This window comes from Rhodococcus sp. 05-2254-6 (genome assembly GCF_002258565.1).
Lineage (GTDB): Bacteria > Actinomycetota > Actinomycetes > Mycobacteriales > Mycobacteriaceae > Rhodococcoides.
Genome location: NZ_NOZF01000183.1, coordinates 1 through 18,381, shown reverse-complemented (window position 1 = coordinate 18,381; position 18,381 = coordinate 1). Strand labels below are relative to the sequence as shown.

Sequence of the window (18,381 nt, the reverse complement as noted above, 5' to 3'; positions counted from 1 at the left end):
GTCACCAAGTGACACGACAAGTACGACAAGATAATCTGCACGACGGGGTGGCACGGAGCTGTGTCGATCACGCAAGGGTTCGGCAATGCGTACGTACCGAGGGGAAATCAGTGTCAGTCAGCGATCTGGAAGCGCAGAGTTCGGTTGTCTCGCGGCGTGACGCTCGACGGTTGCGCAGGGTGACGTCGCGTCGTGAATGGGAAACGCATTACACCGAGGGCCTGCGTGTCACGGACACGGTGGTCGTTCTCGGTGCGGTGACGGTGGCGCAGATCATCCGCTTCGGCGACATCGACTTTCGTGAACCGTGGTCCATCGTCGGCTACTTCGGAATATCCGGGATACTCGCCATTCTGTGGCTGACGTTTCTCGCCATCTTCCGAACTCGTTCTCCGCGGGTGATCGGCAACGGCTCGGAGGAGTACCGCCGCATCGTGTCGGCCACGTTCCGGCTCTTCGGCACCATCGCGATTCTCTCCCTGTTGTTCCGTCTGGACATCGCCCGTCTGTATCTCGCGATCGCACTGCCCGTCGGGCTGGTGGGGCTTCTGCTGAGTCGATGGGTATGGCGAAAGGCAGTGTCGCGCAAACGCGCTCACGGCGGATACCAAACCTCGGTGCTCATCGTCGGCAGTCGTAGTTCGGCTCTGGCCATGGCCACGTCGTTCGAGCGTTCCCCCGAAGCCGGCTACAGCGTGGTCGGTATCTGCCTACCCAACTACGAGCCCGGCAACGACTCGTCGTTCACCATCGACGGCGTCGAGATTCCGGTACTCGGAGACGAGCACAGCGTTGTCGAGGCCATCGAGACCTCCGGCGCAGACACCGTGGCAGTGACGGCCACCGAACACATCGGCCATCACGGATTGCGAAAGATGGTGTGGGACCTCGAGAAGAAGAAGGTGGACCTCGTGGTGTCGCCGGGAGTGGTGGACGTGGCAGGTCCGCGTCTGGTGATGCGTCCGGTCGCGAACTTCCCGCTCATCCACGTCGAGAAGCCGCAGTACAACGGTGCGAAGCGATTCAGCAAGACTGCGTTCGACTTCCTGTTCGCCGCCTCGATCCTGTTGTTGATTTCGCCGGTTCTGATCGCTCTCGCCGTGATCATCAAGCTCACCAGCAAGGGCTCGATCTTCTACAAGTCCGAGCGAATGGGCATCGACGGCAAGCCTTTCCAAATGATCAAGTTCCGCAGCATGGTCCAGGACGCAGACAAGCGAGTGCAAGAACTGGCTGCCCTCAACGAAGGGGCCGGCGGCGTGCTGTTCAAGATGCGCGACGACCCACGGGTCACTCGGGTGGGCAAGGTGATGCGCAAGTTCAGCCTCGACGAGCTGCCGCAGTTCGTCAACGTGCTCAAGCGCGAGATGAGTGTGGTGGGTCCGCGGCCACCGCTGCGCAGCGAAGTGGAAACGTACGACGGTGAAGTCCGCCGGAGGCTGCTCGTCAAGCCGGGTATCACCGGGCTGTGGCAGGTGAGTGGCCGATCGGATCTGTCGTGGGAGGAGAGCGTGCGCCTCGATCTCTCGTACGTCGAGAACTGGTCCATGACAGGGGATCTGCTCATCATCGCCAAGACCGCGGTTGCCGTCCTCAAGAGCGACGGCGCGTACTAGTAGCGTTGACGCTCACCCTGCGGTCGGTCGGTTTTGTTCGTATCATTGCGCAATGACAACTGTGTCGCAGAACGGACGTGATGTTTCCATGGGGCAGAACACGTTTCACGATTTCCTTGCAGATCGCATCGACGTGATCGCGAAGGTTCATCTGAACCGGTCCACCTCGCTGCACGCGGTGATCGCCGACAGTGTCGACGCCTACACCTCGGCGTTCGCGGAGTATCACGGCACCGAGGCACCGTTGGATCTTCTCGCTCCGGAGGTCCGCGCCGAGCTGAGCGATTTCGTCCACCGCTGCGCCGAGGCCGTCGAGGAGCCGGAGAACCCGCAGTTTCCCGTTCGTCGCTGAGAAACCTTCGCTTTGCTGGTTGTTCAGCTCGTCCTGTGACTGCAGTCTCCTGGGTGACGGGCGTGATGGCCTGTGTTTACTATTCCCCTGTGTGCGCGTGATCTGAAGGCGTTGTCCTCCAGATACTTACTGTGACGCTTCGTCACGGGCTCTTGTCGAGTACGCCATTGCTCAGAACGACTGACGGGGAAGATCAGATGCGAATCACAGTGTTCGGTACCGGCTATCTCGGTGCCACTCACGCCGCGTGCATGGCCGAGCTCGGCCACGAGGTTCTGGGCGTGGACGTGGACCCGGCCAAGCTTGCGAAGCTAGAAGCCGGCGAGGTCCCGTTCTGGGAGCCCGGTCTCGAAGAGGTGCTGCAGCGCAACATCGCCGCCGGACGGCTGCGCTTCACCGCGTCGTATCAAGAAGCTGCCGACTTCGCAGAGGTGCACTTCCTCGGTGTCGGTACTCCCCAGAAAAAGGGTGAGTTCGCGGCCGACATGAAGTTCGTCGACTCGGTCATCGAGACACTCGCGCCGTTACTCACCAAGCCGGCCGTGATCTTCGGCAAGTCGACCGTCCCCGTAGGTACAGCCGAGCGTCTCGGCAAGATCGCCCGCGAACTCGCGCCTGCCGGCGACGACGTCGAGGTCGCGTGGAACCCCGAGTTCCTGCGTGAGGGCTTCGCCGTCAAGGACACTCTGCATCCCGACCGTCTGGTGCTGGGCGTGGACCGCGCCCGTCCGGGTCGCGCCGAGGAGCTGGCCCGTCAGGTCTACGCGCAGCTGCTCGAGGAGAAGATCCCGTTCCTGGTGACCGATCTGGCTACCGCTGAGCTGGTCAAGGCCTCCGCCAATGCGTTCCTGGCCACCAAGATCTCGTTCATCAACGCCATTGCGGAGGTGTGTGAAGCCGCGGGGGCAGATGTCACCGTGCTCGCCGATGCCATCGGCCACGACGAGCGTATCGGTCGCAAGTTCCTCAATGCAGGCATCGGCTTCGGCGGAGGCTGCTTGCCCAAGGACATCCGGGCCTTCATGGCGCGGGCCGGTGAACTGGGCGCTGACCAGGCACTGACGTTCCTGCGCGAGGTCGACAACATCAACATGCGACGCCGCACTCGTATGGTCGAGCTGGCACGCGAGGCCTGTGGATCGCTCCTCGGTGCCCGGGTCGCCGTACTCGGTGCCGCCTTCAAGCCTGATTCGGACGATGTTCGTGACTCACCGGCCCTGAACGTGGCCGGTCAGATCCAGCTGCAGGGTGCCGCGGTCAACGTGTACGACCCCAAGGCCATGGAGAACTCCCGGGCTCTGTTCCCCACTCTGACCTACAACAGCTCTGCGCTCGAAGCCTGCGAGGGCGCTGACGTGGTGCTGGTGCTGACGGAGTGGAAGGAGTTCAAGGCCCTCACTCCGCAGGATCTGGATGGCGTCGTGCGGAGCAAGAAGCTGATAGACGGCCGAAACTGCCTGAACCCGGAGCAGTGGCGTGCGGCCGGATGGAACTACCGAGGGCTTGGACGTCCCTGATCGCGTTCGACCGAACAAATGATTCATTCGATGGGATGAATTCGTGTGGCCGTTTTCTTTCATGTGACTTTTCGTTATTTGGGTTCCCATGAGCTTCGATGTCGGCGATAACCTTGTTTCACCCCAGGCTGATCGGTGTGAAGGTTTGTTCAGCGCGCTATTGGCAGGAGCGAGGCCATCGATCGCACGACAAACGGCGCTACATCCTGTGAAGTCTCACATTGCAATGCCGATTGCGCTCATGTGTAACGTTTTTGGGCCGCGGCACGGTTACACCCGGTGGGTTCCTGTCGCACATATCGCCTCGTCAGCGATGGTGTGGTAAACCGGATACCTGCTGTTATTCGTTTGTGATGTGTGCCGCTCGCGTGGTGCATCGGATACCGACGTGGGACTATTTCAATTCGATACCAGTTGCTCTCCGGATTGGTTCGAACCGAATTCGCGCTTTTACCTCAGGTGGGCGCAGAAGTGCAGAGGAGGGGAGCACGTTGGCATCTGTCGGGGCTGCGCAGCGCTCTCTGTGGGGATCCCCACGTCGGTCGGGTGCCATGCCGACGCGAAAGCTCACCTCACGTCACGTGTGGGAGCAGCAGTACGTCGCGCGCCTGCGGGTGACCGACGTTGCGGCCGTGGTTTTGTCGGTCGCCTTGGCCCAGATCGTTCGGTTCGGGGGTGTCGAGACCACTGGCGTGCTCTCGGCGATGACGTACACCGGTGTCTCCGTAACCTTGGCCGGTTTGTGGATCGCCTTCCTTGCCATCTTCCGAACGCGGTCTCCTCGCGTCATCGGCAACGGTGCCGAGGAATACCGACGCATCGTGTCCGCCACCTTCCGACTGTTCGGCGTGATCGCGATTGCGTCGCTGCTGTTCCGTATCGACATCGCTCGTCTGTATTTGGCGATTGCCTTCCCGGTCGGGCTGTTGGCGCTGCTGCTGAGCCGCTGGATCTGGCGCAAGGCTGTGACCAGACTCCGCGACAAGGGCGAGTACAAGACATCGGTCCTGATCGTCGGTAGTCGCTCGTCAGCGATTGCCATGGCGAGGTCTTTCGAGAAGGCACCGTCTTCCGGCTACGCGGTCGTGGGAATGTGCATGCCCGGCTATGGGATGCCGGGTGAGGGTGTCGTTCAGGTCGAGGGCACAGATATTCCGGTGTATGGCAGTGAGAACGATGTCGTCGCGGCGATTCAGGAGTGCGGTGCCGACACGGTTGCTGTGACGGCCACGGAGCACCTCGGCCATAAGGGCATCCGCAAGATGATCTGGGACCTGGAGAAGAAGGATGTCGACCTGGTGGTCGCGCCGGGTGTCGTCGATGTGGCCGGCCCTCGACTGGTGATGCGTCCCGTCGCGGGCTTCCCACTGATACATGTCGAGAAGCCTCAGTACAACGGTGCGACACGCTTCAGCAAGACGGCCTTCGACCTGACGTTCGCCGCCCTGGTGCTGGTCATGATCTCGCCCATCCTGTTGGCCGTCGCCATCGCCGTGAAGACCACGAGTCGTGGCCCTGTGTTCTACAGGTCGGAGCGGATGGGCATCGACGGCGAGCCGTTCTCGATGATCAAGTTCCGCAGCATGACTGCCGACGCGGACAAGCAGGTTGCGCACCTGCTCGATCAGAACGAGGGTGCCGGCGGGGTTCTGTTCAAGATGCGTGACGACCCACGGGTGACACCCGTGGGCAAGTTCTTGCGGCGCTTCAGTCTGGACGAGCTGCCGCAGTTCGTGAACGTTCTCAAGCGGGAGATGAGTGTGGTGGGGCCGAGGCCGCCTCTGCGACGCGAGGTCGAGACCTACAACGGTGAAGTTCGCCGGCGACTATTGGTCAAGCCAGGAGTCACGGGCCTCTGGCAGGTCAGCGGACGATCCGACCTGTCGTGGGAAGAGACTGTCCGGCTGGACCTTTCGTACGTCGAGAACTGGTCGATGGTGGGGGATCTATTGATCATTGCCAAGACCCTGAAGGCCGTGACTGGAAGCGACGGAGCTTACTGAGCGGCATGTCCAAATTCGTAACAAGCCAGATCTGTGCTGGGCACTAGAGGAGTGGAAAGATGAAACGCGCACTGATAACCGGCATCACCGGCCAGGATGGCTCGTACCTGGCGGAACTGCTGTTGAGCAAGGGCTACGAGGTGCACGGCCTGATTCGGCGGTCGTCCACATTCAATACCTCCCGTATCGATCACCTGTATCAGGATCCGCACGAAAAGGACGCCAAACTGTTTCTGCACTACGGCGACCTGAGTGACGGTGCACGGTTGGTCACTTTGCTCACCGAGATCCAGCCGGACGAGGTCTACAACCTGGGTGCCCAGTCGCACGTCCGCGTCAGCTTCGATGAACCCGAGCACACAGGCAACACCACCGGAGTCGGATCGATCCGCCTGCTCGAGGCAGTACGCCTCGCGGGCCTGCAGTGCCGCTTCTATCAGGCCTCGAGCTCCGAGATGTTCGGCGCGACGCCGCCCCCGCAGAACGAGGAGACTCCGTTCTACCCCCGCTCGCCGTACGGCGCAGCGAAGGTCTACGCCTACTGGGTCACCAAGAATTACCGCGAGGCGTACGGCATCTTCGCTGTCAACGGCATCCTGTTCAACCACGAATCTCCGCGTCGCGGTGAAACATTCGTGACCCGCAAGATCACCCGCGCGGTCGCACGCATCAAGGCCGGGCTGGAACAGAACGTCTACATGGGCAACCTCGACGCAATTCGCGACTGGGGTTACGCGCCGGAGTACGTCGAGGGCATGTGGCGGATGCTGCAAGCCGATGAGCCGGACGACTTCGTGTTGGCCACCGGTGGCAACTTCTCCGTGAAGGACTTCCTAGTCGTGGCATTCGAGCGCGCTGGACTGGACTGGGAGAAGCACGTCAAATTCGACGAGCGCTACCTGCGCCCCACCGAGGTGGACGCTCTCATCGGTGATGCGAGCAAGGCCGAAGCAAAGCTCGGATGGAAGGCCACGGTGCACACCCCTGAGCTTGCGAAAATCATGGTCGATGCCGATATCGCCGCTCTCGAGCACGAGGGTCGCCCCTGGATCGACCGGCCGGCACTGCCGGATTGGGCATGAGCACCGTGGCAACGAACGGGTCGGCGGTATCCGACTACACGCCAGGGCCCCTCGATCGGGACGCGCCGTTCTACGTTGCCGGGCACCGAGGCTTGGTCGGATCGGCCATCTGGCGGCAGCTCGAGGCATCCGGTTTCAGCGATCTGATCGGCCGCTCGTCATCCGAGTTGGATCTCAAGGACCGTGAGGCGGTGTTTGCGTTCTTCGAGGAAACCAAGCCGAAGACGGTGGTACTCGCCGCAGCCAAAGTAGGCGGCATCCTTGCGAACAGCACGTACCCGGTCGATTTCCTCTCGGACAACCTGCGAATCCAGGTGAACGTGTTGGACGCGGCCTTGGCGCAAAACGTCGAGCGCGTGTTATTCCTCGGGTCGTCGTGCATCTACCCGAAGTTGGCTCCGCAGCCGATCAAGGAGGAGTACCTCCTCACCGGGCACCTCGAGCCGACCAACGACGCGTACGCCATCGCGAAGATTGCGGGCATCTTGCAGATTCAATCGGTACGCAAGCAGTACGGCCTGCCGTGGATCTCGGCGATGCCGACCAATCTGTACGGCCCGGGTGACAATTTCTCACCGAAGGGTTCGCACGTCCTGCCGGCCCTGATCCGTCGTTACGACGAGGCTCGCCGCGACGGTATCGACACGGTGACGAATTGGGGTAGTGGTTCTCCGCGACGTGAGTTCTTGCATGTCGATGACATGGCAGCTGCGTGCATACACTTGCTCGAGCACTACGACGGACCGGAGCAAGTGAACGTAGGAACCGGCGAGGACGCGACGATCAAGGAGATTGCCGGTGTCGTCGCATCCGCGGTTGGATTCGAGGGTGAGACAGTGTGGGATACCACAAAGCCGGATGGCACACCGCAGAAGCTGCTGGACGTGAACAAGCTGAAGGATGCGGGATGGAAGCCGCAAATCGACCTGGAAGCGGGCATCGCGTCCACAGTCGAGTGGTTTCATGAGAACGCAGACTCACTCCGCACGTAGGCCCGTACGTTGGGCTTCCTCCTGGGCTCCTTGGGCGACATTGCTTATCTCCAAAATGCAATTTTGAGTCGGTCGCACCAGCCTCGCAAAACAAAGTTCAGGTGAAAAATGGTACTTGTCATTCTGCTCGCAGTGATAATAATGCTCGTATGCGGCGTAGCCCTCGCGCCGAGAGACGGAGCGGGTCACCGACCCCTAATAAGCGCTTACAACGTCACACTTGCGCTGTTCGCCATTTATGCAGTGCTGCCTGCAGGCTTGATTCTGGCGAACGACTACAAATATGTTTGGGCATCGGCATATGGCGGTGAGGAAAGATTTACTTCGACTTTGGTTATTATTAGCCTTGGACTCTTCTTCTACCTCCTAAGTTTCCATACTGTTTGGCACGGCAGGCGCAATGTGATCAACGAAGCTTCTTCAGCTGCAAGACCTCGTGACGTGAGCATCGCAGTGCTGCTCGCGTTCATTGCTGTGGGACTGCTTCTCAAGCTATATTTGGTCTACTCGACCGGAGGTATCGACGCCACGATCGCGCGCCTTTCTGGAGCTGTCCAGTCCTCAACGAGAGTGGAGGACCTCACCAGTGCGCAACTAGGCATAAGGACGCTGTCGGGCATTGCCGACGCCGGAGCGGTCTACTTGCTAATTCAAGCGCTGCGCGACAAAAAGCACGTCGCATTATCGACATTGGTATTCACCGCAGTGTTTATCCTCAGCTTTATGACGATGGGTAAGCGGCTGTCTCTGATCATACCGGCACTTGCCGTGTTACTCGCAATTCACTCATATTGGAGACCAATTACCACTAGGTTTGCGCCGTTCGCAATCCTTGGCGCGCTCGCGCTCGGAATGACGACTCTGCTCACACGTATATTGGTACCCGCGTCGCAAAGCGGAACAGTGGTGAATTTCGACAAGATTCCATATGCCGAAGGATCCATCTTCAGGTTCTATTTCTACTCTCTAGAGTTTTCAAGCGTGGAAATGATGACCGTAACCCAGGTATCGCGCGAAAATATCACGGCAATGTTTGGCGGTGCGTGGGAGACATTAGTACAGACAAACATAACGCCAATTCTGTTCACAATCCCGCGAGCAATTTGGCCAGGTAAGCCCACGGAGATCTACGATGTGTCCTACGCCGTCTCGTCGACGTTGGATGGGACCAAACTGGCCCCTAATGACGTCGGATACGCGTCAACATATATTGGAACGAGTTACATCTTCGCCGGAATAGTAGGTGTGGTTCTCGCATCTGCACTCCTTGGCTGGATATCGGCTAGAGTCGACATGGCCTTTACGAGACGCTTGACGTCACCGGTGTCCATAATATTCTACGCATTGATGATCACAATAACCTTCCATGCTTTCCGGCAGGGGACTGTCGGATGGACCTTCATTGTCTCAATTATTCAGCAGTATGGACTCGTCCTCGGTGTCCTAGCGATAACTCTATTTGGCCACGACCGGCCACATAGAGATACCAGTGAACCACAACTTCCAGAGATTTTGCAGTCCGATCTAAAAGCAAAGCGGAAGAATGTTTAGCCACCAGGCAAACGTCCATCAATGCCGTCAACTTTTGCAAAGCGTCGAATACCAAAAAAGTCCTGTAGACCCTGATCCAAAATCACCGATGCGATCCCGCCCTGTCTTCGCACGCGTCTTAGCATGTACTGGCTGCCCGGCCGACTCGGAAGCACGCTCAAGACGGTACAAGTCCCGTGGAAGTGAGACATCGATACAAGCTGGAAAAGGAGTAGAAGATGAACTTGCGTACACTCGGCATCGATGCGATAAATAAACTGATTATGCAGAGAAGGGTCTTACGTGCTAAAAATCTCTCCTTCCGCTTGCGGTCGATCGGAACTGGCTCATCGGTGTCGCAAACTGCAAAAATATACAACAAGTCATATGTATCAATAGGATCGAACACTTCATTAAATGACTATGTGCATATATGGGGAGGGGGAATTGTTGAAATAGGAGATGATTCTCTGATTGCTGCACACGTCGTGATTACGTCAGAAACACACGACATAGACGCGTTGGGTAAGGGCCTACTGTACCGTCAGACAAGGCAAACCAGCCCGGTGAGAATTGGCAACAACGTGTGGATTGGCTCAGGTGCAATCGTACTTCCGGGGGTTACGATCGGAGATAATTCGGTGGTGGCTGCTGGGGCTGTCGTAACCAAGAATATTGAGGCGAACTCCCTTGCGGTCGGTGTTCCAGCGAGAACAGTGCGATCGTTGTTATGAAGAAACATAGTGCCATCCCCGCACGACGGGGGGCATTGACGAGCGTCGCATCAGCGATCATATCGGCGCTGAGTCTGTTCGCAATCTTCCGTATCTCTATTGAGATCTACACGGCAGCACTTATCGGCTGCTGGGCTCTCATCCAGGGTCTATTCCTCGTGGCACGTGTGGCAGACACCGGTGCTGGATCAAACGTGACCAGGGTTCTGGCGTCCAAACGGCTGGAACAAAGGTTACTCCCGTTGTGGCCCTTAATCAGGGCGGCGTTGTCCATCACAACAGTCCCAGTCATGTTGATATCTGCAGCATTGGTCTTTCCAATCACGTGGTACGTTACATCGAGATTTGGCGAAGATATACCAGCTGAGCAAATACTCCAACTGGCAATCTTAAGTGCAACTTACTCTATCTTCTCATGTTCAGCCACTATTGTGCTTTCTATTGTGGAGGGTCTCGGCAGGCTCGATCTAAAAAACTATGTAAATATATGGGGTAATGCATTAATACTAATTATTGCATATCCAGCGCTGTCTAATTTCGGGCCCGCGGGTTTAGGTATCGTCTACTCGGTCATGAGTCTGACCCAGTTTTTGGCGGCCCTGTTTGTAGTGAACAAAGCTTATCGCCGCGCTAGGGACGCCGCGACAGACATGGAAAAAGTTGGGTATGTTGGGATCGTTCGGGCTCTCTGGAAAGAAAACTTAAAACTATCTTACATTGCTATTCTCAGGCTATCCTTCGAGCCGGTGACTAAGCTTCTGCTTTCCTTGGTTGCAGATTTGCAGTCCATAGCAGCATTCGAGCTGGCTATCCGTGTCACAACACAGGTGCGCACAGTTGTGCAGGCTGCCAGTCAGCCTCTTCTCGTAGCAGGCAGCGGTCACAAACCGTCGCACGATAGGGCGATTGTCGAGAACGTATTCTGGAAGTACAACGCGCTCATTGCCATAAGTACAGGAGTGCTGATCGAGTTACAGATACTCGGAGCACCTGTGCTCGCAATCCTAGGGTTGGGCTCAATCTCTGTAAACTTTATAATATTCTTCGCCATTCTTGTCGTAGCCAATGCGTTGAATAGTGTTGGATTACCGGGCTACTTCCTTCAAGTAAGCAGCGGAAAGCTCGAACCGCTTACACGAATTCACCTTGTCATGGCCATTTGTAATCTGTTACTCGGGGGGCTCGGTGCTGTCACCCTGGGCGCAGTTGGAGTAGTCCTTGGATATGGTGTGGCATTCTCTGTAGGGGGGATTCTGTGTCTCAAGCTGCTGACGAAAAATGCGCGCGGGAGCAATACCCTTCGTCTGCTCAACGAATTTTGGGGCTTAACATTTCTGGTGCGAGTGATAGCTTGGGTGGGCGTCGCGATTGTCATGGCCTACGCCTCGATGACCTGGTCATCCGACGCTATCCTGTACTTGGTGATCGCTGCTCAAACACTGTTACTGCTGCCGGTTCTAGTTTCACGAAAACGCAGGATAATGACAATTATTGGGAGCGGATAATGCACATTGCAGTATTGATGGCTTGTTATAATCGTGTGGCCCTTACCACTAGATTCCTGGAACAATTAGACGAGGTCCGAAACTCGTTGAATTGCGCAATCACAACATTCTTGCTCGATGACGGTTCTCAGGACGGTACGTCAGAGGCTGTCGCTGCCAGGTTCCCGGACGTTATATTAGTGCAGGGCAATGGAAGCCTCTTTTGGAACGGCGGTATGTGCGCCGCGTATCAAAAGGCGAAACAAATTGGCACGTTCGACGCATACCTTCTGGCAAATGACGATGTTGATCTTTTCGTCGGGAAAGCAATTGACTTTTTTAGAAGATATGATAGTTACAGGCTCGCGGATCGTCACGTGTGTTTGGTCGGTGAAACGATATCGGCGGCCTCTAGAGAGGTAACGTACGGTGGATTCAATAGAGGCAGCCGATGGAAGGCGACCGAATTTCGGCGGAGCCACGTCCCTGGGGCAGAAATCGACTTCCCTTGCGAAACGTTCAACGCCAATTTTGTATTGATACCGGGTCGCGGCTTTGAGCAAGTTGGAGGTTTGGATCCGAATTATAAACACGGGTTTGGCGATCTAGACCTCGGTCTGGCGCTGGGAGCGATTGGATACAAGTCGATGGTTTACAAGGAACCGATTGGCGTATGCGAGAAGGGGCCATCATTATCCGATCGTTTATCAGTGCTAAGTCGACGTAAGCGCGCCGCGGCGCTGTTCACGGGACCTCACGGACTCGGCCCGTACGCGCACTTCCTAAAAAAGAACAGCCCTCGTGTCGGGATACCGATCTTCTTGATGCAGTCTATTGTCAAGCGCCTCGTAAAAACGATTGCTGCCCCTAAAGACCCATCATCTGTCGGAAAACAAGGTGCGAATTAATGATGACGTGGAAGAATTGCGACCAAAGGAAACATGTCGCGCCGATCAGGGTCCTTGTTGTAGGGATTAATTTCTCACCGGAAATGACTGGAATCGCGCCGTACACAACAGCGATTTCAGAGCATTTAGCTGAGCAAGGTCACACCGTGACGGTGATAACTTCGTACCCCCACTACCCGCAATGGGTCAAGCAAAAGCCGATCGAACAAGTAAGTCCCATATTTCCGGCGGGCAGACTTTCGATTAAGCGTGTCAATCATTACGTCCCACGTAGACCCACCATGATCAAACGAATCGCTATGGAGCTTACCTTCGGGCTACGCGTGATGGTATCCAGGTGGAACAGGCCTGATGTCGTCGTGTCAGTCAGTCCTTCCCTCATTGGCACAGGAATGGTGTCACTTAGAAATTGTCTCAGATCACCGGGCAATCGCAGACCGTTGGGGGTTTGGGTTCAAGATTTATATTCTTCAGGAATGACCGAGACCGGGATGTCGGGCTCGACCGGTAGTTCCGTTGCTAAGCTGCTTGAGTCGGCCATTTTACGATCTGCGACTAAAATTCTCGTAATTCATGAGCGATTTTCGGACATTTTGGTAAATGATCTAGCATGTTCGCGGGACAGGATTGCCGTCGTCAGAAACTGGACTCACGTGCGAAATTCTGGCGGCTCTGACATTACTGAATACCGCAAGGAGCTTGGCTGGGAGCCTACGGATCTTATTGTCCTGCATGCAGGTAACATGGGAATGAAGCAGGGCCTCGAGAACCTCGTTCGCGCAGCGTCTGTTTCCCTCGATCGGAAGTTGGACAAAGTAAAATTTGTTTTAGTCGGTGATGGCGGCGAACGTGAGAAGTTAGAGCTTATGGCAGCAGGTCTAACGAACATCGCATTTGTCAACCCCGTCTCTGACGCCAAATTCATGACCATGTTGAGGTCTGCCGACATGCTTGTTGTGAACGAGCGTGAAGGAGTACGTGAGATGGCTGTGCCGAGCAAACTGACAAGCTATTTTAGTAGCGGCCGTCCTGTAATCTGTGCCTCTGATCCAGAGAGCGTGACGACCCGCGAAGTTTCTATATCGGGTGGTGGTATCTGCGTACCCGCAGGTGCACCAGAGTTACTTGTTGATGGAGTCATGCGCCTTCAAGGCGATAGAGACTTGGCGGAGAATTTGGGAACCGCTGGGCTAGCGTATTCAGTCAGGGTGCTCAGTGCTGAGCGCGCGATCTCGGACATTCAGACTTGGGTCGAGTCGCTTTCAAGGGGCTAGTATTTCAGCGTTTCACTGTGATGAGATTGAGGAGGACTCCGGTGTCAGCTGACAGCAGCCAGCCGATTATTAGGACGCAGATGTTTGAGCTTAGCAATTTTACCGGTGACGGATACAACAAGGGCAGAAGCCGGCTGGTGTGCGCTCTGTGGATGACGGTGTCCTCAACGGTGTTTCGGGCCTGGTGGTGTCCTTCGCGGGTTCGTGTTTTGATCTTGCGGGCTTTTGGTGCGCGTATTGGAACTGAAGTGTTGATTCGGCACAGGGTCCGAATTCACTGGCCGTGGAAGCTATCAGTTGGCTCGAACGTTTGGATTGGTGAAGGTGTATGGATACTCAACCTTGAGCCTGTCGAAATCGGGTCGAACGTTTGTGTATCGCAGGATGTTATGTTGTGTACTGGAAGTCATGACTTTTACTCCCACGACTTCCACTTCGACAACGGCAGTATTGTCATCGAAGACTCGACTTGGCTCGCATTGAAAGTAGTTGTTCTACGCGGCGTAACAATAGGCAAGGGGTCATTAGTGGGTGCCTGCGCGTTGGTTGCCAAGAGCCTTCCCCCAGCTTCTCGGGTCGCGGCGGCCGCGTCCGTTACTGCGAAAGGGTCAGTCAATTGAAGGTCCTACAGGTGCTCTCGATGTACGTTGGTGATGGTTCGTACGGGGGACCGGCCTCTGTGGCTGTTTCTCAAACGTTTGGTCTACGTGAAGTTGGCCTGGATGCGACTCTAATTGCGGGTAAGTGGAGACAGGATATCTGGCCCAAGAGCCTACCGATCAGGGGGTTCCGAGCGATCCGTATTTGGCCTCGATCAGGGTGGGCGGGGTTGGCAAGCCCAGGTATGGTTTCCTGGTTGCTGAGACGAGTGCGTGATTATGATGTGGTCCATATTCACCTGTCGCGCGACGTAACTACTGTGGTCGCGGCGTTGATCTGCATTGTATTACGTCGGCCTTTTGTCGTCCAGTCCCACGGAATGATTCTGCAAAAGAGCAGCGCAATCTTTCGGTCGTTTGATTGGTTTTTCATTCGGCCGATTCTTCGTCGTGCATATATTGTCTTATTCCTGACTTCAGATGAGCGTGACTCTCTGGATTTAGTGGCGGGCTGCAAACTCAACAGCCGTGCTCTGTACAACGGAATTTCGTCTTTTCCATTTATGGACGAACCTGTCGGCGGTGTGAAGAACGTACTCTACGTATCTAGGCTTCATTCTCGAAAACGGCCTGAATTATTCATAGAAATGGCGAGTATCTTGATCTCTCGTGGATTGTCCCCGCGGTTTTCAATGATAGGACCCGACGAGGGAATGGGCTCGATTGTTGAGTCGGCCGCGACTGCTATGGAGCAACTTAAATGGCTCGGCGCGAAGGCACCAGGTGATATCACGTATCTTATGCAGCAATGTCACGTGTATGTTCTTACCGCGGTAGATGAGCCATTCGGCATGACTGTTCTTGAGGCCATGTCGGCTGGTAGGCCGGTCGTGATACCTGAATCCTGCGGGTTATCTGACGCGGTACGTGAGCACCGGGCCGGCTTTGTCGTTGGTGAAACCGCTTCTCAATTTGCTGATGCGGTGTCCATGCTGTTGACAGACGGAACGCTGAGGCGTGAAATGGGGATGAACGGGCTTCGTGCTGCGAGGAGCGTCTTCAGCTCAGCGGCTGTCGTGGAGCAGCTGGGTTCAATTTATGATTCTGCGGCCTCTTGGGAGAATCGATGAAGTCCTTAATTATCATTCAGCCATATGTCGCCGCATATCGGATTCCTTTTTACGAACGGCTTATTCCTGCTCTCAAACAGGTTGGCGTTTCATGCGTGGTTAGCGGTGCCGCGCCGCTGGGTAATCAGGCGGCACGCGGCGATAATGTTGTCGGATTGCCATGGCAAGTTGAGTCTTTGAATAGGTCTCGTAGACTGCTGGGTATTGAGTTTCAGAACACGATTCGCCTTAGCGATCTTGGCTCGTATGACGGCGCAATAAGTGGTTTGGCTGGATCATCTGTCGATACTTACAGGGCCTTTTTTGAGCAGAGTCGGCGCGGTTTCAAGGTGGGCGTGTGGGGCCATGTGGATGCCTACACCAAGCGAGGTAATCCAATCGATACGGTTTTAGAGCAGATCCAGCTGCGTAGGGCGGATCAGGTTTTCTCATACACAGAAAATGGTGCGGATGTCGCTGTATCCAGGGGCGCAAAAGCGGATAAGGTTGTCGCGGTAAATAATACTGTTTCGCTCGACACTTTTGTAAATCTTCGTGGAAGGCTCAGTCGTACGACGATCCAGAATTTTGAAAATAGGTACGGGCTAAAAAGCGGGAAGGTGCTCTGTTTTATCGGCGGTATCGATGCATCGAAACGTATCGACTACTTGGCGAGCTTTCTTGATGGTTTGTGGTCAATTGACCAGGAGATTAAGGTGCTAGTCGGAGGAATGGGGGTAGATGAGTGGCGGCTAGCGCCTGCAATTCAACGTAAGCAATGTGTGTATTTTGGGCGGGTAGATGACGAGATGAAGTCCATTATAACGACCGTGTCCTCAGCGATGCTGATGCCGGGAAGGGTCGGACTTGTCGCAGTCGAAGCGTTAGCGGCGGGTCTGCCGATTCTCACTTTGGAGCATGAGCCACATGCCCCCGAGTTTGAATACTTGACACCGGGTTCGACTGTTTTCTTTATGGACCGGGATCCGTTTGTTGCCTCAGCGTCGCTAGCAAAGTCGTTGGCGGAGGAGTTTTTTGGAACTAAACGTGAGTTCCGGTTGGGATGGTACCCGACAATGCAAGATATGGTGGACCGTTTTAGAGTGGGCGTCGAACGGATGTTTGAACTCTGAAGTCTTCTTCCAGTGAAGCGTTCTTGTTGACATTTTGTAGTCTACGGTGATCTTGATTAGATTATCTTCGATGTCCGGTGGAGGAACGGACGGCCTCATTCAGTTGGATATGGTCGTTAGAGAGGATGGTGGGCGAGTGGTTTTAGTACCTTAGTAGTCTGTGACGGTGATCAAATCGTTTGCGGTGACGTGTGGCTCGGAGAATTATGTGCCTTTGATTGCGGGGCGCGGCACTGTCTTTAATACGGTGAGGCTGGGTGTAGTGAACAGAAAGATTAGACAGTGGATGAGATGGCGGATTACATCGACAGTGTTGGTCGGTCTGGTTTGCGTTTTTTTCTTGTACGCGGTCTTGGTTGCGGTTTTTCGGCCGGAGGATGATCGTCCGGATGCTGGCATACGTAGCCCATTGGCTGTTGCTGAGACTATCTATGTAGTCGGCGACTCGTATACGGGTGGCTCTACAGAGGGAGGCCGTGGGCCGAAGGGTTGGCCAAGATTGCTGAACGCGGCTCTCAATCGAAATGACCAGAATGTCCGTTATCTGATTGAAGAGGTCGGTGTGGCTGGAGCGGGCTATGTGAATGCTGGCCCGGGTGACACAACGTTTCGGGAAATTGCCCAAGACCTTGTTACGGCTTCGGGGCGCGTGGTCGTCGTGTTTGGTTCTCGAAACGATGTTGGGCTCGATATTCGTACCGCGGCGAGACAGACTTATCAATCGATTCGTGAGCTCGACCCCGCCGCGCAACTCGTTGTAATAGGCCCGACTTGGAAAAATCCGGATGTGCCAGTCGAGATATTAACGCTTCGCGACGTGCTAAGTTCCGAGACTTTGCAAGCAGGTGGGACGTTTGTAGACCCAATAGCGGGTCAATGGTTCTTTGGTGATAGTTCGGAGTATCTGGCAGCCGATGGAGTCGAGCCGACTGACGAAGGGCACCGATATTTGTCTAAAATGATCGAGCCGCATATTCGTCTTGCGTTGGATGGTTCGAGATAGGGTGTTGGGTTTATTAGGTTGGCTACTGACCAGCATCGAGTGGTTGTAGTCCGGCGGAGTCAATTGAATAAGGCCGGACCCCGGTTGGTGTCCCGGGCGAATTTAATTTTGTTCGTAATGCTTGCTGTGCATCAGGTGCCTCGGCGTCGATTGCTCTGACCAACGACCACGCGACGACCCCGATGGTGTCTGCGGTGCGTACCTTGCCCTCAGGACTCCATAACGATATTCTTTAACGCTGTGGAAAATACGTCCAATTCTTAGCGTTTGATTTTTCGAATCGAGTTGGGTCGTGTCGGGCCATTCCGCCAGACGCGAGATTAGCTACGTCAACCCAATCGCCGCGAACACGAGCATCATCTGTCGCTTCCCTGTTTGTGGACGCACTGATGCTCCTACTTTGTGCGTCCCGCAGTAGCGTAACCACTGGGTTCGAGTCTGGGACGAACCGGGAGGTTGTGTTTTCTGCGCAGGCTTTGACCATGAGTCGAGGTGCCACCTCGGCAATCTCACTGAATGCCACGAGCAGCACGAAGACCGCGAGAGAGGCGAGCACCGTCTGCAAAGGTGCCATTGTATTGGCACGTTCACGAGCGTGATCAGTGCATCGGTGACGGGGGCCGACCATAGGTGGCACCCCTCGGTCGTGAGACGCCACCCGCGCCTTCGTTCGTTAGCGCTGTGTGGTCGACCGTTGTCGTCGCGACGGTGATCTGTAAGTCTTTGTAGCGTGCGGAACCTTGAGGTCATGATCATCGGCCTGCACCTGCTGTGCCTGGTTATTCTGCGCTTCTTCGATGTTGATCTGCGTTCGACCGAGTCTCCCTATCGTCGAAGTATGGGTTTTTAGGGAGGTTAGTGCGGCATGATCGTCACATGAGTGTAGTCAGGCGGGAGATTTGGAAGCTCTTGCTGTTGCTTTCTACCGCCATAACTGTGATGGGCGTATCGGTGGACGACCTCACGTGTCGGTCTGTGTACGACCTGACGTGTCGGTGTCCGGCAGGTTCATGATGCCGGTGCCTCCACTGGTGTGACAAGCCCT

The 18,381-nt window shown here is 55.8% G+C and carries 14 protein-coding genes; all 14 read left to right on the top strand.

Annotated elements, in window-relative coordinates; all coding sequences use genetic code 11:
* Window positions 1–110: 110 nt before the first annotated feature.
* The 14 genes from CH256_RS25075 to CH256_RS25010 all read left to right on the top strand — a co-directional run bounded on the left by CH256_RS25075 (window position 111) and on the right by CH256_RS25010 (window position 17,336).
* Complete coding sequence (locus CH256_RS25075; RefSeq protein WP_373454877.1) at window positions 111–1,616, top strand: sugar transferase; 1,506 nt, start codon at window positions 111–113, stop codon at window positions 1,614–1,616.
* 52 nt (window positions 1,617–1,668) lie between these two features.
* Window positions 1,669–1,968 carry a hypothetical protein gene (locus tag CH256_RS25070; protein WP_143536677.1) on the top strand — a complete coding sequence of 100 codons (300 nt, stop codon included), beginning with the start codon at window positions 1,669–1,671 and terminating at the stop codon, window positions 1,966–1,968.
* Window positions 1,969–2,165: 197 nt separating this feature from the next.
* On the top strand, window positions 2,166–3,485 hold the full coding sequence (locus CH256_RS25065; RefSeq protein ID WP_094671098.1) for a UDP-glucose dehydrogenase family protein: 1,320 nt from the start codon (window positions 2,166–2,168) through the stop codon (window positions 3,483–3,485).
* A gap of 551 nt (window positions 3,486–4,036) precedes the next feature.
* Window positions 4,037–5,488 (top strand): sugar transferase, encoded by a 1,452-nt coding sequence (locus CH256_RS25060; RefSeq protein WP_094671096.1) that lies wholly within the window; start codon window positions 4,037–4,039, stop codon window positions 5,486–5,488.
* Between the two features lie 59 nt (window positions 5,489–5,547).
* A complete protein-coding gene (gene gmd, locus CH256_RS25055; RefSeq protein WP_094671094.1) occupies window positions 5,548–6,570 on the top strand; it encodes a GDP-mannose 4,6-dehydratase in 1,023 nt (340 codons plus the stop codon).
* On the top strand, window positions 6,567–7,562 hold the full coding sequence (locus CH256_RS25050; protein ID WP_094671092.1) for a GDP-L-fucose synthase family protein: 996 nt from the start codon (window positions 6,567–6,569) through the stop codon (window positions 7,560–7,562). Before gmd ends, CH256_RS25050 begins: the two co-directional genes overlap by 4 nt.
* Before the next feature lie 108 nt (window positions 7,563–7,670).
* On the top strand, window positions 7,671–9,113 hold the full coding sequence (wzy, locus tag CH256_RS25045) for an O-antigen polysaccharide polymerase Wzy (protein ID WP_094671090.1): 1,443 nt from the start codon (window positions 7,671–7,673) through the stop codon (window positions 9,111–9,113).
* 218 nt (window positions 9,114–9,331) lie between these two features.
* Window positions 9,332–9,826 carry an acyltransferase gene (locus tag CH256_RS28910; protein ID WP_306438727.1) on the top strand — a complete coding sequence of 165 codons (495 nt, stop codon included), beginning with the start codon at window positions 9,332–9,334 and terminating at the stop codon, window positions 9,824–9,826.
* Window positions 9,823–11,331, top strand: a complete 1,509-nt coding sequence (locus CH256_RS27850) for a hypothetical protein (protein WP_143536676.1) — start codon at window positions 9,823–9,825, stop codon at window positions 11,329–11,331. The genes CH256_RS28910 and CH256_RS27850 overlap by 4 nt, the downstream gene beginning before the upstream one ends.
* Window positions 11,331–12,218: a glycosyltransferase family 2 protein gene (locus tag CH256_RS27845; protein WP_143536675.1), complete on the top strand. Its 888-nt coding sequence runs from the start codon at window positions 11,331–11,333 to the stop codon at window positions 12,216–12,218. Before CH256_RS27850 ends, CH256_RS27845 begins: the two co-directional genes overlap by 1 nt.
* On the top strand, window positions 12,218–13,492 hold the full coding sequence (locus CH256_RS25030; protein WP_094671086.1) for a glycosyltransferase: 1,275 nt from the start codon (window positions 12,218–12,220) through the stop codon (window positions 13,490–13,492). The genes CH256_RS27845 and CH256_RS25030 overlap by 1 nt, the downstream gene beginning before the upstream one ends.
* A gap of 640 nt (window positions 13,493–14,132) precedes the next feature.
* Window positions 14,133–15,221, top strand: a complete 1,089-nt coding sequence (locus CH256_RS25020; protein ID WP_256989546.1) for a glycosyltransferase — start codon at window positions 14,133–14,135, stop codon at window positions 15,219–15,221.
* Window positions 15,218–16,333: a glycosyltransferase gene (locus CH256_RS25015; RefSeq protein WP_143536673.1), complete on the top strand. Its 1,116-nt coding sequence runs from the start codon at window positions 15,218–15,220 to the stop codon at window positions 16,331–16,333. Before CH256_RS25020 ends, CH256_RS25015 begins: the two co-directional genes overlap by 4 nt.
* A 160-nt stretch (window positions 16,334–16,493) precedes the next feature.
* A complete protein-coding gene (locus CH256_RS25010; RefSeq protein ID WP_143536672.1) occupies window positions 16,494–17,336 on the top strand; it encodes an SGNH/GDSL hydrolase family protein in 843 nt (280 codons plus the stop codon).
* The last annotated feature ends 1,045 nt before the right edge of the window (window positions 17,337–18,381 follow it).